Consider the following 19,801-nt stretch of genomic DNA (forward strand, 5'->3'; position numbering starts at 1 on the left):
TAGAGGGAGATATTTTGGTTTGTAAGGCAATTATCTATGTAGATATTGCCTTACAGATTTTTTTTTGCTCACTTGAGCAGTGCCATTGGACTTTAGTCCGAACGATCAAACCTTTATGATATGATATCTTGATTAAGAATTATTATATTTAATTGATAATCATCAAAGTGGCGATATTTAAAAGACTTAAACTCGAAAAACTTGCGGTTGAGAAATCTCCAATATTAGGCCGGGCGATCGCGCTTTTCGGCGGCATTTCGATGGCATTGACAACAGCACCATTCAATGCTTGCCCGTTAGCTTGGGTAGCATTCGCTCCCCTATGGGTTTTGATTGTCAGTTATGAACGACCAGAAATAGAAGAAAAACAAAAAAAAATCCTCTTTTTTCCTTCTTCCTTCTTCCTTCTTCCTTCTTCCTTCTTCCTTCTTCCTTCTTCCTTCTTCCTTCTTCCTTCTCTCTGGGGAATCGGCTATCACGGATTAGCCCTATCTTGGATTATGGGAATACACCCGATGACTTGGTTGGGAGTTCCTTGGTGGCCGAGTTTGGCGATCGCACTTTTTTGCTGGGCCTTCATCACCCTCTGGGGAGCCGCATTAGTTACCCTTTGGGCGTGGCTGTTTGTAATTCTAAACTCCCTCAGTTTACTCATAAAAAATCCTCTTCTTACTCTTAACTCCCCCCCTTTACTCATAAAAAATCCTCTTCTTAACTCCCCCCCTTTACAAGGGGGGGCTGGGGGGGGTAGAACTCAATTATTAGCGTTAACCCGCGTGTTAATTGGTACAGCTTTGTGGTGCGCCTTAGAAAGTATTTGGAGTACCGGTTCGCTGTGGTGGACATCACTATCATACACCCAAAGCCCGCACAACTTAGCCATATTGCACCTCGGTCAACTCTCCGGGCCCAGCGCAGTAACAGCGGGAATTGTAGCAGTAAATGGCTTAATTGCCGAAGCTTTTCTTGAAGGAAGAGGGAAGAAGGAAGAGGGAAGTTCGGCAACGGATTGTGTAGCGGATGTAACGGATGTAATGGATGGGATGAAAAAGGAGGAGGGCTTTTCGGCTTCGCTCAAGGTAAAAAGAAAGAAGAAGGGAGAAGGAAGATGGAAGAAGTGGGTTGCTTATATTTTGCCTGCGGGTTTATTTTTAGTTTTGCATATTGTCGGCTGGAGTTTGTACAATCGCCCCTTAATTCAAGAGGCGGGAACAGGTTTACAAATTGGGATTATTCAAGGCAATATTCCTAACGAGATTAAGTTTGACTCAGGTGGTTGGCGGCGCGCTTTGGAAGGTTATACGGCTGGATACAAACAGTTAGCTGACAAAAAAGTTGATGCTGTGTTACTTCCAGAGACGGCTTTGCCTTTTATCTGGACAAATGAGTATCAACGTTCTACTCTTTCTTTTTACCAAGCGATTCTCCAACGCGGTGTCCTGGCTTGGGTTGGAGGATTCGGACAGCAAGAGAATAGTATCACAAATAGCTTATTGGCGATCGATCGCACGGGAGAGATTATCAGCCGCTACGATAAACTCAAGCTAGTACCCTTAGGCGAATACATCCCTTTTTACGAAATCTTAGGCGGGATTATCAATCGTCTGTCCCCCTTAGATGCTCATTTAGTACACGGAAACTCAAAACAATTGTTTGATACGCCCTTTGGCCGCGCCATTGTCGGAATTTGTTACGATTCAGCGTTTGCTGAAGTTTTCCGATATCAGGCGGCCCAGGGAGGCGAATTTATGCTGACAGCTTCCAATAATGCCCATTACAAACCGCCGATGCTGGCTCAGCATCACGCTTTGGATGTGATGCGAGCCATTGAAACCGATCGATGGGCTGCGATCGCAACTAATACAGGTTACTCTGCTTTTGTCAATCCTCGCGGCGAGACGATTTGGAAGTCTGGAATTAATACCTATGAAGTCCGAGATGCTACTATTTATCGGCGGCAAACTCGGACTTTGTACGTGCGGTGGGGAGATTGGCTGACGCCTTTATTGTTAGTTTTAGCTGGGTTAATGTGGTTGATTCCTAGAAATTAATGTTAGGCGGAAGCTAGTTGATTAAATCTGTTGGCACAGTCAGAGTTATTAGTGAACGTGCTGCTACAGTTAACTAATGACTAATGACTAATGACTAATGACTAATGACCGATGACTGATGACTAATGACTAATGACTAATGACCGATGACTAATGACTAATGACCGATGACTAATGACTAATGACTAATGACTAATGACTAATGACCGATGACTAATGACTAATGACCGATGACTAATGACTAATGACTAATGACCGATGACTAATGACTAATGACTAATGACTAATGACTAATGACTAATGACTAATGACTAATGACTAATGACTAAAATGACTAATGACTAATGACTAATGACTAATGACTAATGACTAATGACCAATGACCAATGACCAGTGACTCTAATGCTCTTTTACCCTAGCATGAACGCTAGGAGATAAAGTAATTAAATCGTTGATATTGCGCTGCATAGTAGCACAAATATTATCCAAAGGTAAATCATTGGCATCGTGTCCGAAAGGATTTTCGATTTCAATGCCGATTTCTTCGATGCCGAACAAAGCAAAACTAATTAAACCTACCACAGGAGCTGTTCCCCAAGTTAAATCCTTCACCATTTGAAAAGGCAGTGCCAAGCAGTAAAGCAAGAGTAGCTGTTTGAGATGAATCGCATAAGCCAGAGGTATAGGAGTTCTCAAAATTCGCTCGCAACCGCTCAAGGCCTCAATCATGTTATTTACTAATTGATTCATAGCCGATAGTCGATAGACATCGAGGTTGTTTGCCTCGTACTGTATAGTCAAATAATCCCCAATCCAAAAAGCAATTTCGAGGGGAGGATTGTTCATTCTCTTGAGATTTTCATACTGTTGGGGCAGTACGTAAGGCTCTATTTCTGAGCTAATGGGTTCTTGGCGCAAGTGCAATTTCATTGCTATGGCAAAAGCCACTAATAATCGCAAAGTAGACTTTTTGTTCTCTAAATCATCCGGTTCTCGATCGCTAATAGATACCCAGATTTGACGCGCCAAATTTCTGACTGCAATAATTAAGGTTCCCCAGCACCTCCTGCCTTCCCAAAATCGATCGTAAGCCGTATTTGTCCGAAAAACTAACAATAAGCCGAGGACTATACTGGGAACAATGGTTGATAAGATGGGAAGGGATACTGGGAGGTTAAAAAAGTACAGCATCGAAATTAACAACCCAAAACCAGCGCACAGCATGACGCGGGGCAAGATTAAAAAAATGATCGACCCTTGAAACTGGAAGGCAACTTTAAACCAGGGCCGCTTTTCTGAAATCATCACAATCTCCTGTTAAAATAAAATCTAGCACTGGACACTGTATGGACTTGACAAGTGCCTGCCAGCCATTGTTTTCAGATGCGATCGCACTTTGGGGACACTGCCTTTATCCGAACAACCTTCGGATTTTACCGAAAAAACTCATCTTTGCGATCGATCGCCAATCTAATATTGATTTCATTAGACACTTAATTAGGTAAGATTGGTTATGTATCTTTAGACCTCAGCTTCCGTGCCAGAGCTACCGACATCTGTACCCCCGCATTCTCCCCGATTGCCGAACCAACGGTGGCAAATTTATTCGCCTCAACCACAGCAAGCCGAACAGTTTGCCAATGAAATCGGTTTGTCATGCTTGCTAGCACAGGTACTTATTAATCGCGGTATCGATTCTCTCGAAGAAGTGCAAGGGTTTATCGAACCGGAATCTCTGGTTTTGCCGGCGCCGCTGGATGAATTTCCCGATTTGGCTGCGAGTGTCAAATTGTTGCGGGAGGCGATTGCGACAGGGCAGAAAATTGCGATTTGCGGCGACTACGATGCTGACGGAATGACGAGCACGGCTTTGTTGCTGCGAGCTCTCAGGGCTTTGGGCGCGAATGTTGATTATGCTATTCCCAGCCGGATGCACGAAGGTTACGGAATTAACGATCGCATTGTAGAAGAATTTCATGCCGAAGGTGTGGCTCTGATTCTGACGGTAGACAACGGGATTGCAGCCTATGGCCCAGTTGCAAGAGCACGAGAACTCGGTGTAAAAGTTATTATTACAGACCACCACGATTTGCCGCCAAAACTGCCCCCGGCTGATGCTATTCTCAACCCAAAATTAATTGCAGAATCTTCGCCTTATCGGGGTTTGGCTGGAGTAGGCGTTGCCTATGTTTTGGCGATTACTTTGGCTCAAGATTTGAAGAAAGTTGGCGGCTTGGTGAATCCGCTGCTGGAATTATTTACCTTGGGAACTATTGCAGATTTGGCGCCTCTGACAGGAGTTAACCGCCGCTGGGTAAAGCGGGGTTTGCGACTTTTGCCTCACTCGCAATTAGCCGGAGTTCAAGCTTTGATTCAGGTGGCGGGAGTGCAGCCTGCAAGTGCGGAAAATTTACCTCTTTTTAATTCAAAAAGTCAAGCTAACAATACCTTAAAACCTGAAGATATTGGTTTTCGGCTGGGCCCGCGGATTAATGCTGTGGGGCGGCTGGCTGACCCTCAAATTGTGATAGAGTTGCTGACAACGGACGATCGCGAATTGGCACTTAAAAATGCGATGCAGTGCGAACAAATCAATCAGCACCGACAGGAGTTGTGCCAGGAAATTGAGCAGGAAGCGATTGCTTGGTGCGAGAAAAGTGCGCTCAATTTACAGCAGGAACGAGTTTTAGTTGTCGTGCAGCCCGGTTGGCACCACGGGGTGATTGGGATTGTAGCATCTCGGTTGCTCGAACGTTACGGCGTACCCGTTTTTATCGGTACTTTTGAGGATGAGGGTGGCGAAACGGGTAATATCATCCGGGGTTCGGCGAGGGGAATTCCTGAGTTTAATGTATTTGACGGACTGAATTTTTGCGCGGATTTATTAACTAAATTTGGCGGACATAAGGCGGCTGGCGGTTTTTCGATGCCTGCCAAGAATCTTGAACAATTCCGCAAGCAACTGTCAATTTTTGCGAATCAATGTTTGCAGCCGGAACACCTCAAACCCTTGGTTTCAGTAGATGTGCGAGCGGATTTGGGTGAGATTAATCTCGACCTTTACCGACAAATAGATGCTCTCGAACCTTGCGGGATTGAAAATAAGTCTCCGGTATTTTGGACGCCTAATGTTTGTATTACTGAACAAAAAATTGTTGGTAAGGGAGGTCATGTTAAACTAACTGCAACTCAAGATGAAAAAGGTTCGGCTAGTTTGAAGGGGATTGCGTGGCGTTGGGGCGAATATTTTCCGTTGCCTCGGCGGGTTGATATTGCTTACCGCTTGCGGGAAAATAGTTTTAATGGCAAGACTTCGGTTGAGTTGGAATTGTTGGGTGTCCGCCTACCGGCAAGTGCTGCTAGTTCGAGGCCGTCGGTGTTCGGAAAAGTTGAGTTTGATTATTGCGATCGCACTTATTCTTGTAGTCTGTCTCCCGCCGGTTCTCAAGAGGAATTGAGAATTCGCAATTCTCAAGGGCAAGTTTTGGTTGTTGAACCTGGACAAAGCATGGGTTTGTTGGGTAACTCCCGCCAGGATGCTAGGGAAGTCGATGTATCTCTACCTTTTTTCGAGAATTTGATTCAAACGGCTAAACACGCCCTCGGTATTTGATCTTCAGTTGACAGTTGACAGTTGACAGTTGACAGCTACCTCTTCCGGTCAGTCCGAGGATTGAAGCAATGAATAGTCTTATTTTAATTTCTCCCTCACTCGTGTTCCGGCTTTCAACCAATTCTTTCTGGTAAACCTAATTCATCGGGGTGAAATTTAGGGAAAATTAGTCTGCCCAAAAACAGGTACAAGCCCCCAACACGAAGGTTAGGATCGAATCGACAATTTGAGATCAAAATTCAACGTCGCAGATTTACTGCGCTGCAAGTCAATAGACAAGATTGCAAAAGTCCTTTTAATCAAATTTTGGGACGGGCTAGAAGCCCATCCCACAAGAAAAAAGATTTTTGTGGGATGGGCTTCTAGCCCGTCCTAACTATTTTTGCAAGAAGTCTAATTTACAATCTAAAATCTCAAATTGACTTGAGTGGCGATCGAGCTTTGGGAATTTTGCATCACATTTAAAACCCAAAACTCCCAACTATCGATCGCCAGCCGTGGTATAATTACAGGTCGCCGCCTTTAGCTGCCAACAGAAAAATCACGATCGGGCCAGAAAGCACGACTGCTGCCAGTAAAGCTACCTGAACAATAAGTTGCAAGTTTACAGGGCCTCCGCCGTTAAAAAGATCCGTTATAAAGTCCATGTGTCCTCCTGACTGTAGTGAGTAAGTCTAGATTGATGAGAAAATCCGCTTCTGATTTTACCGGGCGATCGGCCCTCTTTTTTAAGGAAGTTTACAAAATTCAACAAAATGTAAAGAACGATCGACCTGCGGGCGATCGCAAATTCGGCTAAAAAACCCTGAGTTTGGGCGATCGCAATTAGCCCGGTTCATCGTGAGGCCTGCTTGGAGGCAAGCCGGCCAGAAAAATCAACTCCGCAGTCAACCTCAATTCTGGGAAAGCCAGCGATTCAACAGTGTCATCGCCCCGAAACTGCTTTACCTGGTACTCCCCATCTACTAACTGGCAAACTGAAAGGGTGGGTTGTTTGGGATTCCCAATGAACTTGCGGCCGCCTAAACCCAAATAGTCCACAATCCAGTATTCAGGGATGCCAATTTCTTCGTAATCAGCAAATTTGAAATGGTAATCATCTCGCCAGTTCGTGCTGACGACCTCTACAGCCAGTCGGATCGAAGACCCCATCGTGATGATGGACTCCCTTTCCCAGCGCGGTTCCTTTGCCAGAGATGCTTGATCTAGGACAATTACATCGGGCTGATAACCAGCCTCATCGCGAGTGGGTTTAAGCAGGCAGTCACCAGGGATGCAGTAAGGTAATTCGCGTCGGTCAATTTCAACTCCTACTTTTAAGCTGATAAAACCTGTAACACCGGAATGGCGGCCAGTTCCTAGAGGCATTTCGACAATTACTCCATTGTGTAGTTCGTAGCGGTGAACTGAGTTCTCTGGATACCAGGCTGCGAACTCATCAAAAGTGACTGTTTTGGGGATTGTTTGGGCTTGGATCATGGTGTTGTTCCTCCTTTGCTAGATTTATACTAGATATTAGCCAGCTTCCTTACTTTCCTTGCCCCGCTTAGCTTTGGTAGTTGGCGGGGGTTTGGTTTCTGTGAGTCCGGAGCTATCAGGTTCACTCGGAGGTGCGCTGGCTGGATCTGACGATCGTTTATTCCTCTCTATCAAGGCTTTCTTGACCAAGACAAGAACCAGTTGAGGAATGGAACGAAATTCAGAATCAGCCCAAATTTTTAACTCCTTGTACTCGTCAAAGTCAAAGCTGATGGTAGTTCTTGGTCGCTTGGTAGCCATATCGCGCGGTTGTCTATACATATCAACATTATCCGCGACTGTCTACCGAGGCTTCAATTTACCATCAGGTACATCATACTTGACAAGTGATGTACTTGTAGATTTTGATAAAGCTCACAGCCAAAAAAGAGCCAGCCCCAAGCATAAAACAGTCATCCGTACAGGAACCAGGGCTGGATGCCTTTCCCGGAGAGTTTTCGCAATCAAAAATCGAACCATCTTTTCGCGAACTCCTTCTGCGGGGCTGGCACTTGATATACTTGAAAGGCTTTAATTTCTATTAAAGTTGGGCATTTTCGAGATAATGCTCCAAATCTAAAATCTAAAATCTAAAATCTAAAATCGAATTATGGCTACTTGGCGTTGCGTAAAGCAGTGCGGTGCTTGTTGTTACCTAGACCCAACAGAACGCCCTGACCTTGACGAGTATTTATCTACAAACGAATTAGCGGTCTACTTGAGCTTAGTGGGAGATGACGGTTGGTGTATCAATTTTGACAAAAAAACGAGGGAATGCGGGATTTATGCCGATCGCCCGCGCTTTTGTCGGGTAGACGAGGAAGTGTTTCAGGATATGTACGGCATTGAGCCTGCTGAGTTGAACGATTTTGCGATCGACTGCTGTTTGGAGCACATTGAAGATATGTATGGCGATCGATCTTTGGAGATGATTCGCTTCAACTCTGAAGTCGGAATTATCGCCTTACCCGACAATTAACGGACTTGATGCCCCTGTGGGCTTTGTGCTTCCGAAGCATTTTTCGAGATCGTATTTCAATCTCAAACCTAAAATCTCAAATCCTCTCCAGGTCGATCGCTCCAGAGAGTGTAAAAATAGACAAATCAAGGAAATATCGCGCAGTTGAGTTGAGCCATGAGCAATCGAGAGGGTTTTACAGGCGGATTTATTGCCGGAGCCGCAGTTGGGGGCTTGGTGGGGGCAGTTTTGGGTGCGGTGCTGTCGCGGCGGGCTGCTGAAGCTTTGCTGAGCGATCCTTCCGACGCCAAAGCAAGAAAGATGCGCCAGAGGAAAGCCAGCCAACTCGAAGCCGAAGGGATGGAAGTAGCAAGGCTGAGTTTGGAAGATAAAATTGCCCAGCTAAATCAGGCAATTGATGACGTGCGACTGCAACTCGGCGATGTCAACGGGAACGCGCCAGCCCACAATAGCGAGGGTTCGATCGCCCCTGACTCCTGAATAAGATTGAATATTTTAGAGCAGTCGGGGAGTAGAATGCGGGCGATCGACTAGCTGTCACACATTTTTCCCATTAAAAACGAAGGCAAAAGCAAAAAGGAACCACAAAATTGCTCTCCCTCTACCCTCTGTGCCTTCCCTCACCCACAGCTATGCTAAACTGAAAGTTAAAGTGTCTGTAAACTTTACCCAAACGATAACCAAAATTTATGACTTATTCAATAGGCCTTTTGGCAAACACGCTAGCGCAATTTCTGCAAATCTATCTAGTCCTGATGATTATTAGGGTACTGTTAAGCTGGTTCCCCAACATCAATTGGTACGACCCCCCGTTTTCGATTTTGAGTCAGTTAACAGATCCTTACCTCAATCTCTTCCGCTCAATTATTCCCCCCTTAGGAGGGATTGACTTTTCTCCAATGATTGCGTTTTTTGTACTTCAGTTTGGCTCGCAAATTCTGATCGGTCTTTTGGGCAGCTTGCAAACCGCTTTTTAGTTAGAAAAGCTTAAATTTTTAAGCATCTAGCGTGAACTGCTGGGGAGCATCTCAGTTTTGCATTTACAGTGCTGTCGGGATATCAAAAAAGGTTCGTAGTAGGGACTTCAGTCCGCTCTTTAAAAAATGGTTATTGCCAAACTGAGATGCTCCCAACTGCTGGCAGATATCACCGCCAACAAAATTTGAGATTTGAGATTTTCACACAAACTCCCCGGCTTTTGCACCGGGGAGTTTGTCGTAGATGAGAGTTGAGAAATTGAAAGCAACTCAGCCATCTACTATCTAAAATCTCACATAGTTTCCTTAGCGGCGAACCACGCCAGTAAAACCTGTAGCTTTAAACTGCTTGAGCTGCAAAGGTGTTCGTTGATTGGCTGCAACGGAAATTCTGAGCTGAAAATCGCTAATTCCAGGAGGAACTTCTTCGATAGAACCTAAGCGAGTCCGGTTTTGCATCACTGGATTTTCATCTGCATCATAAATGCGGCCAAAAATATCAGCATTAACGACAGGTTTGCCGCTCGTATTTTCAGCTTTCCCAGTAATCAAAAAGCAATTAGCTTCCATAGAGCTACCGCTGGTAACTGTTCCTTCTGCCATTTCTGCCGGACATTCGCGATAGGAAAGATCGGAAAGTTTAATGGGCGTGAGCGCCCAAGCTGGTGGAGTGACTACCAAACTCAAAATTGCGATCGCGCAAGTAGCAAAAAAAAGACTGATAGCTCGAAATTTCATAACAATTGCAGCGTAAGTATATTTTACTCAGCTTAGCGCGAATTCAAGGTCAAATTCTTAACCTCCTCCGGGAAACGGCATCTTGAGTGTCCGGCTCCAGGAGGAGACTGCTTTGCTGTAGGGAAACGGCATCAGTCTAAGCCTAAATGCTGGCCCAAGGCTTGGCGCATCACATCCACAGGGACGGATTCTGTCTCCAGCCAAATTTTCAAGGCTGCTGCTCCTTGTTGAACTAGCATTTCTAGTCCGTCAATCGGCATCGCCCCGCGAAGCTGTGCATCTTTGAGAAACTGAGTAGGATTCGGGGTGTAAATGAGATCGTAAGCGATCGCACCTGCTTTCATTCGATCGAGCGCAGCAGCAGCAACCGGCGACTTTTCCCCGTGCGGGTACATTCCCACAGGAGTTGTATTCACCAGCAAATCCGCCTGCGAAATCAACATTGACAAATTATCCCAAGTATGCACCTGCAAATTCTGCACCGGCATCGGAGAATTCACCCAACTTTGCTGAAATTCGGCTAAATTTTGGGTATTGCGGCCGACAACGTGAATCTCTGCAAATCCCAATTGAGCGCATCCAGCCACCACAGCCCTCGCCGCCCCGCCATTCCCCAAAATTACCGCTACTTTCTGACTCCAATCGGAACCCCCCCTAGCCCCCCCTTGGTAAGGGGGGGGACAGGATCCAACAGCCGTATTGTCTCTTTCTAAGGGAAAGGTCGCGTCTTTAGCCCCCCCTTGGCAAGGGGGGGTTGGGGGGGTTTGCAAGGGCGCGAGAAAGCCTTCTACGTCGGTATTTGTGCCGCACCAACCTTTGTCAGTGCGGTAGACGGTGTTGACTGCCCCGATCGCCCTAGCAATGGGAGAAACCTCGGCCAGCAGCGGTAAGATTGCCTGTTTGTGAGGAATCGTGATGCTAAATCCCCGAAGGTCGATCGCCCCAAATCCTGCCAGCGCAGCCTTTAAATCCTCTGGTTTTACCGGAAATGGCAGGTAAACAAAATCGACGCCCAAGTGGGAAATGGCAGCATTGTGCATCGCCGGGGACAGAGAATGTGCGATCGGATGACCGATTACTCCGAGCAGTTTAGTAGTGCCTTTAATCATAGTTTGAAGGAAGAAGGAAGTTCGGCAACGGATTTTTTAACGGATTTAACGGATGGATTTTGAAAGGGAGTATCTCATTTTTACAAGAAGCATTTTTTATCTTCCGTGCGAGCTGTCGCGAGTTCTCGACAGCACTATAAATGCAAAAATAAGATACTACCTTTTGAAAGAATAAGTAAGAAGGAACAAGGAAGAATTAAACTAATTCTTGTGAATTTATTGTACAGCTTTTTCGAGCAGAGATTTGAACTTATTATTCAACTCAGTTAAATAAAAATATTGATTTGCACAAAGATAATAGGGTTTGTAGTGAGGACTTTAGTCCGCTCATTTATGCGGACTAAAGTCCTCACTACAAACCTAGTTAATTGGAGTTGTGAGTATTTTACAACTCAAAGCTGTTGCGCCACATTTTCTGTTTCCCGAAACTCCTTTGCATCAGCCAAAATCGGATTGACATCAAACCAGTAATCCTCGCCGTAACGGTATTCAAACACCCAGAGACTGCGTAACAAAATTTGGTATTTAGTTTCCCCGCTGACAGTTTTGGTAGCGGATACTTGCCGCAGTAAATTCCACTCATCAGGTTCGATCGCCAAAGTAAGCTGGTGACGGCGTTGAACAATCACATTTTCCAAAGTTTCCCGCGACACAGGAGGGTCTTGTTTTTGCAGACAGCTATAAAGTAGTTGTAACAAATTGCGGACATGACCCCCGCTAACTCGACACAGGCGATCGAGTGTTTCGCCAGAATCGAAAATTTTGCCCGCCAAAGCATAGCGCCCAGAAGCCTCCACCGTCGGAAAAGCCCGCGCCAGAACCATCTGACGCAGCAATTCCACACCCTCTCCACACTCAGAACCGTCATGCAACTGCACCGGCACCATCGGCAAAACCTTCGGATCTACCCCGAAGCGATTGCTAAGCTGGCCCAAATCGTTAGAGAAAATCAGCACCAAAGGAATTGTATACACGACATGACAGTTCAGTCTTGCCAACTGCTCCCCGCGATCGACAAACAGATATTCCGGCTGCAACCGCCCCGTCGGTTTCGCGCACAGGTGTATGCGATCGAGATTGTCGATAATTACCACAAGTCCCTGTTTACCTTGGCGTTTCAATTCTTGATTGGCCGGTTCCAGCAACTCCTTATTGAGCGCATCTAAAATTACATTAGTTCTGGGCTCCAAATATTGCCTCAACTCCGATCGCAAATTCGGAGCATCTTTCGCCTTAGCAGTAATTTTGCCAATACCCAAAGACAAAGAAAACTCTCCATCCGTGCTAGCATTTACCTCACCCAAACCGGGGACAGAAGCTCCCGCTTTCAGATCTATTTGAGTTTGAAAAACATCAGCAACCCCCTTGAGCAAAGCTTTAAAACCCGTCGGTTGCAGCTTGATTTTCATTTTCTCAATGCTTTCGCTCACCTGACGCGCCACGCTCAACAAAATGTCAGTGATATCAACATCAGCCATGTCTAAATCTTTACTCGACTCAAAATAAACCACATGAAAACCTTGCTCCTGCAATTGAGCTTGCAGCCGCAGCAATTCTGTGGATTTCCCCGAGCCGATGTGACCGGTAAATAATTGACAGGTAGGTACATCCGGCGAGAGACGGCTGATGGTACGCTCCAATTGTTCTACGATTGTGCCGCCCCGCACTGACGAAAAATCGATATAGTATTGTCGGTCTTCTTGATTTGCTACAGCCAGAGTGTAGCTGGGATTGCAGGCCGTATAAAATTTCTGTAAATTTAGTTCCATACCCTGTTCTGTGTTTTATAATATTATGCCCTAATACCAATTTTTTATGAGGCTGCATAGAATCCGATCCCCCCTAACCCCCCTTAATAAGGGGGGGAAAAGATTCCGCTCAAAGTCCCCCGACAATCAGGGGGATGCGAGGGGGATCTAGATATGTGCAACGATCCATTAAATTGGTATAATACCTTCTTCATTTAGCTATTTGACCGCTCCGCACAAATTGCTAGTTTTTTTTGATGTTTGATTTGTCTGTCAATATCTAGATGTATCTCAGAATCCGCCAGCAAAAATCCTACTTATTTTTTGCAGTCACGGAATGAACAAAAATCAGTAATAACTTGATTGGTTCGAGCGTGAGGACTTGAGTTATCTCCAAAATCCGAGGACTCAAGTCCTCACCACTAACACATTGATTGCGGGGAATTGGCCGAACAGGATCTGAAGCAGGCGATCGCGAATTTGTCTGCTAGAATCAAAGACGAACAGTGGGCGGTAATGTTCTCCAGTAAAATTGGGTATTTGAGTACGGTTAACCGAATGGAGAAAGGGCGAGCACTTGCACCCGCCCCGATGGATTATCCAGTTAAGATTGGCGGGAATATCCAACCTCAAATCTAATTGCATCAGCAAATCCCGCAACAGATTTCTCACCGAGCAAGATTAACTTGCCGAAACTGTTAGCTGTACCGATTCACCAGATTTCAAAGTGCTATTTTGCATTAATTAATTCTACCATTCCTTCGCCTACACCTGCGGCGGAAGCCGGATTTTGCCCTGTGACGAGTCTCTCGCTCGCCACCACACAAACCTCAAAATTAGCAACCTTGGTAAACTTCGCCCCGCGTTCGATTAATGTTGACTCCAGCAAAAACGGGACTATATTAGTCAGTCCCACAGCAGCTTCCTCTTCATTAGTAAAAGCAGCCACAGTCTTGTCAGCAACCAGGTATGTGCCATCAGACAGCTTAATATTGACTAACGCCGCAGGCCCGTGACAGACAGCACCAACAATTCCGCCTGCTTCATAAATAGCAGCCGCAATCTCAGCCAGTCGATCGTTATTTGGGAAATCCCACATCGTCCCGTGTCCGCCAGCATAGAAAATAGCGCCGTATTCTGCGGGGTCAATTTGTGCGGGATTGAGGGTATTTTCGACTCGCAAAACCTGCTCGGAATCGTCTAAAAAAGCCTTATTTAGCGGGTCTTCCAAATCAATGCCAACCATCGGGGCTTTGCCGCCTTTGGGACTCACAAAATCTACGGTTAATCCAGCCCGAGTAAAAGCATCCAACGGGTGCGTCACCTCTGGGAGATAAAAACCAGTTTCTTTACCAGTATCGCCCAGTGTATCGTGGCTGGTTAAAACAATCAGAACTTTTTGGCTAGTCATATTCGATTCCTTTTGCGGATGTCTTTGTGCTTGTTGTTTTCATCCTAGGTCGAATTCATCTAAAATACAAATTATAAAAGTTTCGTGTAACTATAAATATAGTTATAGTAGTCCGGCAGAGGTTTAAACCCCTGCCTCAAAGCGAAAGTCCTCTCAAAGAGGACTGAAGAGAAGAATTTTCAACTCGTTAGTCCTCTTTTAGAGGAATGAGAAGAATAATTTTTCAACTCATTAGTCCTCTTTTAGAGGACTTTAGCTATTAGACAGGGGTTTTTAACCCCTGGCGGACTATCGGGTGGGCAGTAGAAGTGATGGACTAAAAGCTGAAGTTGACACTAATAATTTATGGCAAATGCCAATCTTCAACAATCAATCCGTGTATCCGTGTCCAAATCGGTGCCTTCGCTATGATTAACTTTGAGTGGTATCGCAGCTTTATCGAGGTTTACCGCGTGGGAACCGTATCGGGCGCCGCCCAAGTTCTCCACCTCACGCAACCGGCTGTCAGCCAACACGTCGCAGCCTTGGAGTCAGCTTTGGGAAATCCTTTGTTTCAAAGGACTCCGAGGCGGATGGTTCCCACGGAAGCGGGACAAAGATTGTATACTCAAGTTGCTGGCGCGATCGAGAAACTCGAATCAGTCCCCCACAAAAACTCCACAGCCGAAACTCCGCAAACCATCAGAATCGGTACGCCGCCAGAATATTTTACTGAACGAATGCTCGATCGGCTGCCGCAGGACGATCGCACTTTTTACACAGTGCAATTTGGATTAACATCAGAATTAATCCCACAACTCAAAGCCGGAAAACTCGACATTGTAATTGCCACTCAAAAAATTACTTTATCCGATATAGAATGTCAATTATTATTCGAGGAAACTTTTTGGCTCGTCGGCCCGCCAAATTTGGAAGTTCCGATTGCCGAAGAAATCAGCCAAACAGACTTAAATGCGATCGCTCAATGGCTGCTAACCCAACCGTGGATTGCTTACAGCGAAGAATTGCCGATCGCCCGCCGCTTTTGGCGCGTGGTATTTGGCAAAAGAATCGACGTTCAACCCAAACTAATTATTCCCGATTTAAGAGCAATCAGACAAGCCGTTGCAGCGGGATTTGGATTAAGCGTTCTTCCCGACTACTTGTGTGTAGATTGGTTGCAAGAAAATCGATTAACACTTGTGCTTAAACCGTCACCAACAGTCAAAAATCGCCTCTGGCTGGCTTTTCGGAAATCTGAAAGACAGTTGCCAAAAATCAAACGGATGTTAGAAATTTGCAAATTTCAATAATTTTATAAACACGAAACAGAGCCTCTGGATTTGCATCCCCAGTTGGGATTTCCGGGTAGGGCGATCGCGAAAAGAGGTCAAATCGGTTCTATATCTCGAAGTGGTATCCGCCCTAGAGGAGAGCGGGTATCGACTCTTTTACTACACCTCAGCCGGCTGTTTTTCTTGAGTCTTGAGCCACTCCGTTGCCGATTTCGATTCAGCCTGCGCTTCCTCCGACTGAGTAGCTAGCCACTCCTGATAAGCCTTTTCATCACCACCAAAAGAATCTAGGGATGGAGCAAGGCGGTGAGCCTTTTTCATCCAGACATCTTCAGGTACTAAAGGCTTATAAGCGCAGTAGCAAATGCAAATTGTATCAAACCCTGCACCATAGGGAGGCGGAATTTCAGGGGTGTATTCTTCCACCCGAACAACTTCCCAGCCACTATCTCGAAAGGAGTCCCGGTTTTCTGGCACTGTTTCCGTCAGTCGGTGTCCGATCGCAGGAGCAGGTTTGTCGCTAGAGTCGTAGTGTTCTGCAATGGTGTTGATCAAACAGGGTACTGAATCCACATTTGCAATGCGGTAAAACGACTTTCCGATTTGTGTCTCAGTCTTCTGACGATACTTTTCAATTTCACCTTTATCCGCTTTGAACAGAATCAGTTTACGCATCTTCTTTGTCCTCCTTGAAGTAGTCGCCTTGCGTTAAATCCATGCGAGAGGGTGGAAACTCGCAGTACCCATCGAAAACGCAATCAACAGGTAAAACATCAGTTGCGACTAGCTCTGCCTGCTTCAGCGTCCACCCGTAATTATCTGCCATATCCTCGCAGCATTCTTCATTCGCTGCCGCATGGCGGGTTTCATCTTTCTCCTCGTCGTATCTGGGTTTTGGCATACTTAAGTTACTCCTAGTTCGGATAGTCGGACTTTGGAGAAGTCGTCTCGGTTGAGTGTGTCCTCACTCACCGGGGCGCATTCACATAATTTATATTATAGAAATGCCAAGTTATATGAAGCAAACAACTCCCAGCACACACTCTCTTTCCTCACTCTGCGCTCTCTGCGCCCTCTGCGGTAAAAAAACGTCCAAATCATACAAAAAAAGGGCTAGTAATTACACCAGCCCTTCAACTAATTTGAGATATTAAATTACAAGTAACTTAACATCTCAAACCTCAAAACAATCTAGCTTCTGTCAGTAGCAGCCACAGGCTCAAAACTCGGAACCACCACATCAGCATTCTGCTTAGTCAACTGGTTGTACAGCCTTTCCGTATTCGGGAAATTAGCAGCCGGTAGAGTCGGGAAGCGGCGGTAAGGAACAACATCCTCACCAAAAGCCTCAGCATATTCAACGCTGTTCAACATCGCGTTGATAAAGCCCTTAATCCCTTTACTTGCCAGGATTTGGTTGTAAGTCCGAATCTCAGCTTGATTGCGGGGAGCGCGGCCCAAGAAGTGCTTCGTTCCCAACTCAATCACCTTAGTATTTGGATAAGGTGCGTAGAACTGTTTGACGTACAGCGACGAGCAGCCCAAAGCTTCAATGAATTCTTTGAGATTGATTTCATTGTTACCCAGTTTGCTTTCCAGCGCTGTGAATTCATTCTTCACAACATAGGAGTTGATGTCGCGCTCAAAAATTTGACGGTAAGCAGCTTGAATTAAATTTTTCAAAGCTACTTTGTCTTGAGTGCTTGTCAGCTTGAACATCTTAGTTTGTTCGCGCCGCTTGCTGACACCTTGAGCGAGGCGATTTTGCAACTCGATATCGCCGAGATTGCTCGCAACACCGAGTTCGATAAACCGAGGTGTTTCTGTCGCCGGCTCAAGATTGACCTTTTTCTCGCCAAAGGAACTCGATCGCATCGTCCGCATCGACAAACCGCCCGGAGTCACGTAGCGCTCGTAGGGGACAGTATCTTCCCCGAAAGCTTCGTTGTACTCCATGCTGTCCATGATGCCGTCAACCAGCGCGTAGAAACCCTTCTTAGCGCAAATGTCAAAGTAAGCGTTCATTTCCTGACGGCCGTAGGTAGGGCGTCCCAGGAGTCGGCGGTGGATGTACTCGATCGCCTTACAAACGTAGAGCTTGCTCCAGTACATATTGCGGAACACATCAGACTTCGCCAACATCCGAATAAACTCGCGCATCGTGATGTCGCCGTTTTCCAGCTTAATTTCCGCGACCTTTTGGCGCTGGCCGTCGAACACCTCGCGACCGAACACTTGCAGGTAAGCAGCCCGAATCACCGCTTGGGTGGAGCTTTCGCTAAATTTGACACTGGAAGCACTGCTGTAGCTGCTAGAGACACCGCGGGCAGTTTTCTTGGAAGCCACATAGCCGCCTGGTAACTGGTCTAGTTTAAAGACCTTGGGGCCGAGAGAACCGGGGTTCTTACCGCGAGCCGCCGGGTTGCTCAATTGATTTTCAATCCCCGCACCTTGACGGATCAAGATCCGGCGAGTGTCTTTGCCGAAGGGAGCCGGACGGTTCCTGGGGTTGCGAGTTTCTTTGGGGAAAATCGCACCAAACTGAATTTCCAGCGGGTCATTGCCCACACCGTAAACGTGCTGGTCTGGCAGCGGCTGGGTGTAGCCTGCGAACAAGGTGATGAACTGAGGCACCTTGCGGAACGGAGCGCTGAAATTGAACAAATCAATTTGCGGGCCCCAGTTGCGGCATTCCTGAGCTTCTTGGCCCAAACCGCGCAGGTAAGGCACTGTTTCTTCGCCGAAGTAGTCGGAATATTCCTGGGAATAAACCATTGCGTCTACGAGGGCTGACAGGCCGCCTTTAGTGACGATCGCAAAATACTTGCTAAACTCTTCCCGCGAGCTCAAACCGCGGCCGAGGAAGTGGCGGGCCGCCAGTTCTACAGCGCGGCTGTTAACAAACGGCTCGTAGAATTGCTGGCGGTACAGAGGAGATTTACCCAAACGGCGGATAAACTCTTTCATCGAGATTTCGCCGTTTTTGACCTTAGATTCAAGGTCAGAAATGCTTTGGCTGTAGGCGCGGGTAATGTCGCGCTCGAATACTTGGCGGTAAGCTGCTTTGACTATTTCTTGCTTTTCGCTCGAAGACAGACCGGTTTTCATCGCGAATTTCGATCGTCTCTCCGCCGCGTTGAAGTAGATTTGAGGCAGTTGCAGCCCTTGTTGGTCGTTGCTTTCGCGCTGGCGCACCTTGTCTGAAGGTGTCGGAGCTTTGAATTCAGTAATTGCTACGTCAAAATACTGTGCGACGATCGCGCGGGAGGCCTCATCATTCTTGAAATAGCCCAACGATGCAGCCTTCATTTCCTGCATTGCCACAATTGTAGCCGCCGAAGAGCAAGCATTTTCGATAATTTCCCGCAATCCGCGCACGTTCACCGAAATAATGTTCGGGTCGCCAGCGACGATCGCGTAGGTAATGTAGCGCAAAAACCAGCTCAAATCCCGCAGAGATTTAGTCATGTTGCTCGGGCCGTAGCGCGAGACATTAATCGGCTGGAATCCTGGTGGAATTGGGCCGCCGCCGCCGCCGTTAGCAGAAAACAGATTTCCCAAGCCCAAGAATCCGCCGCCCCCGCCCGAGCCGTTACCGCCGCCACCTGCGCGACCTTCAACGTAGGTAACAGTTCCCAGTTTCATGCCTTCAGAGACATTCGCCGAGCCGCCGCGAGTCGCGCCCGCCACAGCCATCACAGGTTCTGCTGGTCTTTCCAAAAATGCCAGCGGGGAACCGCCGGTAAAAATCCGGTTGGCTGCGCGGGATACTATCAGTTCCGAGTTTCTAGTCAGCGTCTCAGAAATCGCGATCCGAAGAGCACCGGAACTGAAATAACTTGCCAGTTCGCTGAGTTCGCCCCGCTGTAGGAAGCGGTCTTGCTGTTCAGCTTGCGAAATCGTTGCGACTGGTACAGTTTGATATAGTTGCGGACGCGCAACTGAGCTTCCACCACTTGCTTTTACAGTCATTAGACTCCTTCGCTCCCTATCTAAATCGTTGCAGCATTTACCCAGACTAACCTTGCCTTCTCATGCAGGTAAAATTAGGTATTTTTGCTTTGTTTACTTTTTGCCTTGACCTATCACGAGGTTAGGGCGCTTACTTTCTTAGATTAAAATGTTTTGGTTTCATCTTTCGTCCTGCCGGGAAATGTCCGACCCGAAGACAGGCGCCGGCAGTCGCTCCGCCCTTGCTTCGCCCGTACATTTCTGGAAAAAATACAAAGGCAGGATAGCTGACTCCTGCGACGATCGCAGCAAGTGCCCTCAATTCAGGAAAAAGAAAATCCAAAATTTCCTTCTGCCTTTTTCTGGGCTTTTTACTTTCTGCCGAAAGACGCCGCTGCCTTACCCGAAAGCTCAGCATTGGGTGATTGACAG

Annotated in this window: 21 protein-coding genes; 8 read left to right on the plus strand and 13 right to left on the minus strand. The window is 46.6% G+C overall.

Annotated elements, in window-relative coordinates:
* Positions 1-260: 260 nt before the first annotated feature.
* Positions 261-2,051, plus strand: coding sequence for an apolipoprotein N-acyltransferase (gene lnt / locus JGK39_RS10460; RefSeq protein ID WP_293262682.1), 1,791 nt, complete (start codon positions 261-263; stop codon positions 2,049-2,051).
* 399 nt (positions 2,052-2,450) lie between these two features.
* Here lnt and JGK39_RS10465 read toward each other — a convergent pair whose 3' ends face one another.
* Positions 2,451-3,356, minus strand: a complete 906-nt coding sequence (locus JGK39_RS10465; protein WP_293250260.1) for a bestrophin family ion channel — start codon at positions 3,354-3,356, stop codon at positions 2,451-2,453.
* Between the two features lie 41 nt (positions 3,357-3,397).
* Between JGK39_RS10465 and JGK39_RS10470 the strand changes: the two genes are divergently transcribed.
* Positions 3,398-3,556: a hypothetical protein gene (locus tag JGK39_RS10470; RefSeq protein WP_293250263.1), complete on the plus strand. Its 159-nt coding sequence runs from the start codon at positions 3,398-3,400 to the stop codon at positions 3,554-3,556.
* A gap of 32 nt (positions 3,557-3,588) precedes the next feature.
* Positions 3,589-5,664, plus strand: coding sequence for a single-stranded-DNA-specific exonuclease RecJ (gene recJ, locus JGK39_RS10475; RefSeq protein ID WP_293250266.1), 2,076 nt, complete (start codon positions 3,589-3,591; stop codon positions 5,662-5,664).
* 506 nt (positions 5,665-6,170) lie between these two features.
* Here recJ and JGK39_RS10480 read toward each other — a convergent pair.
* The 3 genes from JGK39_RS10480 to JGK39_RS10490 form a co-directional block, all read right to left on the minus strand.
* Complete coding sequence (locus tag JGK39_RS10480; RefSeq protein WP_293180474.1) at positions 6,171-6,311, minus strand: photosystem II reaction center protein Ycf12; 141 nt, start codon at positions 6,309-6,311, stop codon at positions 6,171-6,173.
* Between the two features lie 178 nt (positions 6,312-6,489).
* Positions 6,490-7,143, minus strand: a complete 654-nt coding sequence (locus JGK39_RS10485; RefSeq protein WP_293250269.1) for a Uma2 family endonuclease — start codon at positions 7,141-7,143, stop codon at positions 6,490-6,492.
* 36 nt (positions 7,144-7,179) lie between these two features.
* Positions 7,180-7,464 (minus strand): hypothetical protein, encoded by a 285-nt coding sequence (locus JGK39_RS10490; protein ID WP_293250272.1) that lies wholly within the window; start codon positions 7,462-7,464, stop codon positions 7,180-7,182.
* 328 nt (positions 7,465-7,792) lie between these two features.
* On the opposite strand from JGK39_RS10490, the gene JGK39_RS10495 reads away from it, so the two are divergent.
* The 3 genes from JGK39_RS10495 (at position 7,793) to JGK39_RS10505 (ending at position 9,138) form a co-directional block, all read left to right on the plus strand.
* Positions 7,793-8,161, plus strand: a complete 369-nt coding sequence (locus JGK39_RS10495) for a YkgJ family cysteine cluster protein (RefSeq protein WP_293250274.1) — start codon at positions 7,793-7,795, stop codon at positions 8,159-8,161.
* A 156-nt stretch (positions 8,162-8,317) separates the two neighbouring features.
* Positions 8,318-8,641, plus strand: a complete 324-nt coding sequence (locus tag JGK39_RS10500; protein ID WP_293250276.1) for a hypothetical protein — start codon at positions 8,318-8,320, stop codon at positions 8,639-8,641.
* 209 nt (positions 8,642-8,850) lie between these two features.
* Positions 8,851-9,138, plus strand: a complete 288-nt coding sequence (locus tag JGK39_RS10505) for a YggT family protein (RefSeq protein WP_293250278.1) — start codon at positions 8,851-8,853, stop codon at positions 9,136-9,138.
* A 119-nt stretch (positions 9,139-9,257) separates the two neighbouring features.
* On the opposite strand, the gene JGK39_RS10510 is transcribed toward JGK39_RS10505, so the two are convergent.
* The 4 genes from JGK39_RS10510 to JGK39_RS10525 all read right to left on the minus strand — a co-directional run bounded on the left by JGK39_RS10510 (position 9,258) and on the right by JGK39_RS10525 (position 12,754).
* Positions 9,258-9,416: a hypothetical protein gene (locus tag JGK39_RS10510; protein ID WP_293296275.1), complete on the minus strand. Its 159-nt coding sequence runs from the start codon at positions 9,414-9,416 to the stop codon at positions 9,258-9,260.
* A gap of 28 nt (positions 9,417-9,444) precedes the next feature.
* Positions 9,445-9,876 carry a hypothetical protein gene (locus tag JGK39_RS10515; RefSeq protein ID WP_293250280.1) on the minus strand — a complete coding sequence of 144 codons (432 nt, stop codon included), beginning with the start codon at positions 9,874-9,876 and terminating at the stop codon, positions 9,445-9,447.
* A gap of 131 nt (positions 9,877-10,007) precedes the next feature.
* Positions 10,008-10,985 carry a shikimate dehydrogenase gene (locus tag JGK39_RS10520; protein WP_293250282.1) on the minus strand — a complete coding sequence of 326 codons (978 nt, stop codon included), beginning with the start codon at positions 10,983-10,985 and terminating at the stop codon, positions 10,008-10,010.
* A gap of 392 nt (positions 10,986-11,377) precedes the next feature.
* Entirely contained in the window at positions 11,378-12,754 is a 1,377-nt protein-coding gene (locus JGK39_RS10525; RefSeq protein ID WP_293250284.1) for a P-loop NTPase fold protein, read from the minus strand.
* A 423-nt stretch (positions 12,755-13,177) separates the two neighbouring features.
* Here JGK39_RS10525 and JGK39_RS10530 point away from each other — a divergent pair, with 423 nt between their 5' ends.
* On the plus strand, positions 13,178-13,372 hold the full coding sequence (locus JGK39_RS10530) for a hypothetical protein (RefSeq protein ID WP_293250286.1): 195 nt from the start codon (positions 13,178-13,180) through the stop codon (positions 13,370-13,372).
* A gap of 91 nt (positions 13,373-13,463) precedes the next feature.
* Here JGK39_RS10530 and JGK39_RS10535 read toward each other — a convergent pair whose 3' ends face one another.
* Positions 13,464-14,144 (minus strand): type 1 glutamine amidotransferase domain-containing protein, encoded by a 681-nt coding sequence (locus tag JGK39_RS10535; protein WP_293250288.1) that lies wholly within the window; start codon positions 14,142-14,144, stop codon positions 13,464-13,466.
* Between the two features lie 407 nt (positions 14,145-14,551).
* On the opposite strand from JGK39_RS10535, the gene JGK39_RS10540 reads away from it, so the two are divergent.
* Positions 14,552-15,436, plus strand: a complete 885-nt coding sequence (locus JGK39_RS10540; protein WP_293296277.1) for a LysR family transcriptional regulator — start codon at positions 14,552-14,554, stop codon at positions 15,434-15,436.
* Between the two features lie 141 nt (positions 15,437-15,577).
* On the opposite strand, the gene JGK39_RS10545 is transcribed toward JGK39_RS10540, so the two are convergent.
* The 4 genes from JGK39_RS10545 to JGK39_RS10560 all read right to left on the minus strand — a co-directional run bounded on the left by JGK39_RS10545 (position 15,578) and on the right by JGK39_RS10560 (position 19,787).
* Positions 15,578-16,093, minus strand: a complete 516-nt coding sequence (locus JGK39_RS10545) for a hypothetical protein (protein ID WP_293250292.1) — start codon at positions 16,091-16,093, stop codon at positions 15,578-15,580.
* Positions 16,086-16,319 (minus strand): hypothetical protein, encoded by a 234-nt coding sequence (locus tag JGK39_RS10550; protein ID WP_293206199.1) that lies wholly within the window; start codon positions 16,317-16,319, stop codon positions 16,086-16,088. The genes JGK39_RS10545 and JGK39_RS10550 overlap by 8 nt, the downstream gene beginning before the upstream one ends.
* A gap of 290 nt (positions 16,320-16,609) precedes the next feature.
* Entirely contained in the window at positions 16,610-19,390 is a 2,781-nt protein-coding gene (locus JGK39_RS10555) for a phycobilisome rod-core linker polypeptide (RefSeq protein WP_293250295.1), read from the minus strand.
* 130 nt (positions 19,391-19,520) lie between these two features.
* Positions 19,521-19,787: a hypothetical protein gene (locus JGK39_RS10560; RefSeq protein ID WP_293250298.1), complete on the minus strand. Its 267-nt coding sequence runs from the start codon at positions 19,785-19,787 to the stop codon at positions 19,521-19,523.
* Positions 19,788-19,801: the final 14 nt, after the last annotated feature.

It is taken from the genome of Microcoleus sp. PH2017_12_PCY_D_A, assembly GCF_020738565.1.
Lineage (GTDB): Bacteria > Cyanobacteriota > Cyanobacteriia > Cyanobacteriales > Microcoleaceae > Microcoleus.

Bases quoted from the DNA above. Each gene is read 5' to 3' on its own strand.
- JGK39_RS10480 (WP_293180474.1), bottom strand. From the start codon at position 6,311: ATGGACTTTATAACGGATCTTTTTAACGGCGGAGGCCCTGTAAACTTG.
- JGK39_RS10485 (WP_293250269.1), bottom strand. From the start codon at position 7,143: ATGATCCAAGCCCAAACAATCCCCAAAACAGTCACTTTTGATGAGTTC.
- JGK39_RS10515 (WP_293250280.1), bottom strand. From the start codon at position 9,876: ATGAAATTTCGAGCTATCAGTCTTTTTTTTGCTACTTGCGCGATCGCA.
- JGK39_RS10550 (WP_293206199.1), bottom strand. From the start codon at position 16,319: ATGCCAAAACCCAGATACGACGAGGAGAAAGATGAAACCCGCCATGCG.
- JGK39_RS10525 (WP_293250284.1), bottom strand. From the start codon at position 12,754: ATGGAACTAAATTTACAGAAATTTTATACGGCCTGCAATCCCAGCTAC.
- JGK39_RS10495 (WP_293250274.1), top strand. From the start codon at position 7,793: ATGGCTACTTGGCGTTGCGTAAAGCAGTGCGGTGCTTGTTGTTACCTA.
- JGK39_RS10555 (WP_293250295.1), bottom strand. From the start codon at position 19,390: ATGACTGTAAAAGCAAGTGGTGGAAGCTCAGTTGCGCGTCCGCAACTA.
- JGK39_RS10535 (WP_293250288.1), bottom strand. From the start codon at position 14,144: ATGACTAGCCAAAAAGTTCTGATTGTTTTAACCAGCCACGATACACTG.
- JGK39_RS10510 (WP_293296275.1), bottom strand. From the start codon at position 9,416: ATGGCTGAGTTGCTTTCAATTTCTCAACTCTCATCTACGACAAACTCC.
- JGK39_RS10560 (WP_293250298.1), bottom strand. From the start codon at position 19,787: ATGCTGAGCTTTCGGGTAAGGCAGCGGCGTCTTTCGGCAGAAAGTAAA.
- JGK39_RS10540 (WP_293296277.1), top strand. From the start codon at position 14,552: ATGATTAACTTTGAGTGGTATCGCAGCTTTATCGAGGTTTACCGCGTG.
- JGK39_RS10465 (WP_293250260.1), bottom strand. From the start codon at position 3,356: ATGATTTCAGAAAAGCGGCCCTGGTTTAAAGTTGCCTTCCAGTTTCAA.
- JGK39_RS10490 (WP_293250272.1), bottom strand. From the start codon at position 7,464: ATGTATAGACAACCGCGCGATATGGCTACCAAGCGACCAAGAACTACC.
- JGK39_RS10520 (WP_293250282.1), bottom strand. From the start codon at position 10,985: ATGATTAAAGGCACTACTAAACTGCTCGGAGTAATCGGTCATCCGATC.
- JGK39_RS10505 (WP_293250278.1), top strand. From the start codon at position 8,851: ATGACTTATTCAATAGGCCTTTTGGCAAACACGCTAGCGCAATTTCTG.
- lnt (WP_293262682.1), top strand. From the start codon at position 261: ATGGCATTGACAACAGCACCATTCAATGCTTGCCCGTTAGCTTGGGTA.
- JGK39_RS10470 (WP_293250263.1), top strand. From the start codon at position 3,398: ATGGACTTGACAAGTGCCTGCCAGCCATTGTTTTCAGATGCGATCGCA.
- JGK39_RS10500 (WP_293250276.1), top strand. From the start codon at position 8,318: ATGAGCAATCGAGAGGGTTTTACAGGCGGATTTATTGCCGGAGCCGCA.
- JGK39_RS10545 (WP_293250292.1), bottom strand. From the start codon at position 16,093: ATGCGTAAACTGATTCTGTTCAAAGCGGATAAAGGTGAAATTGAAAAG.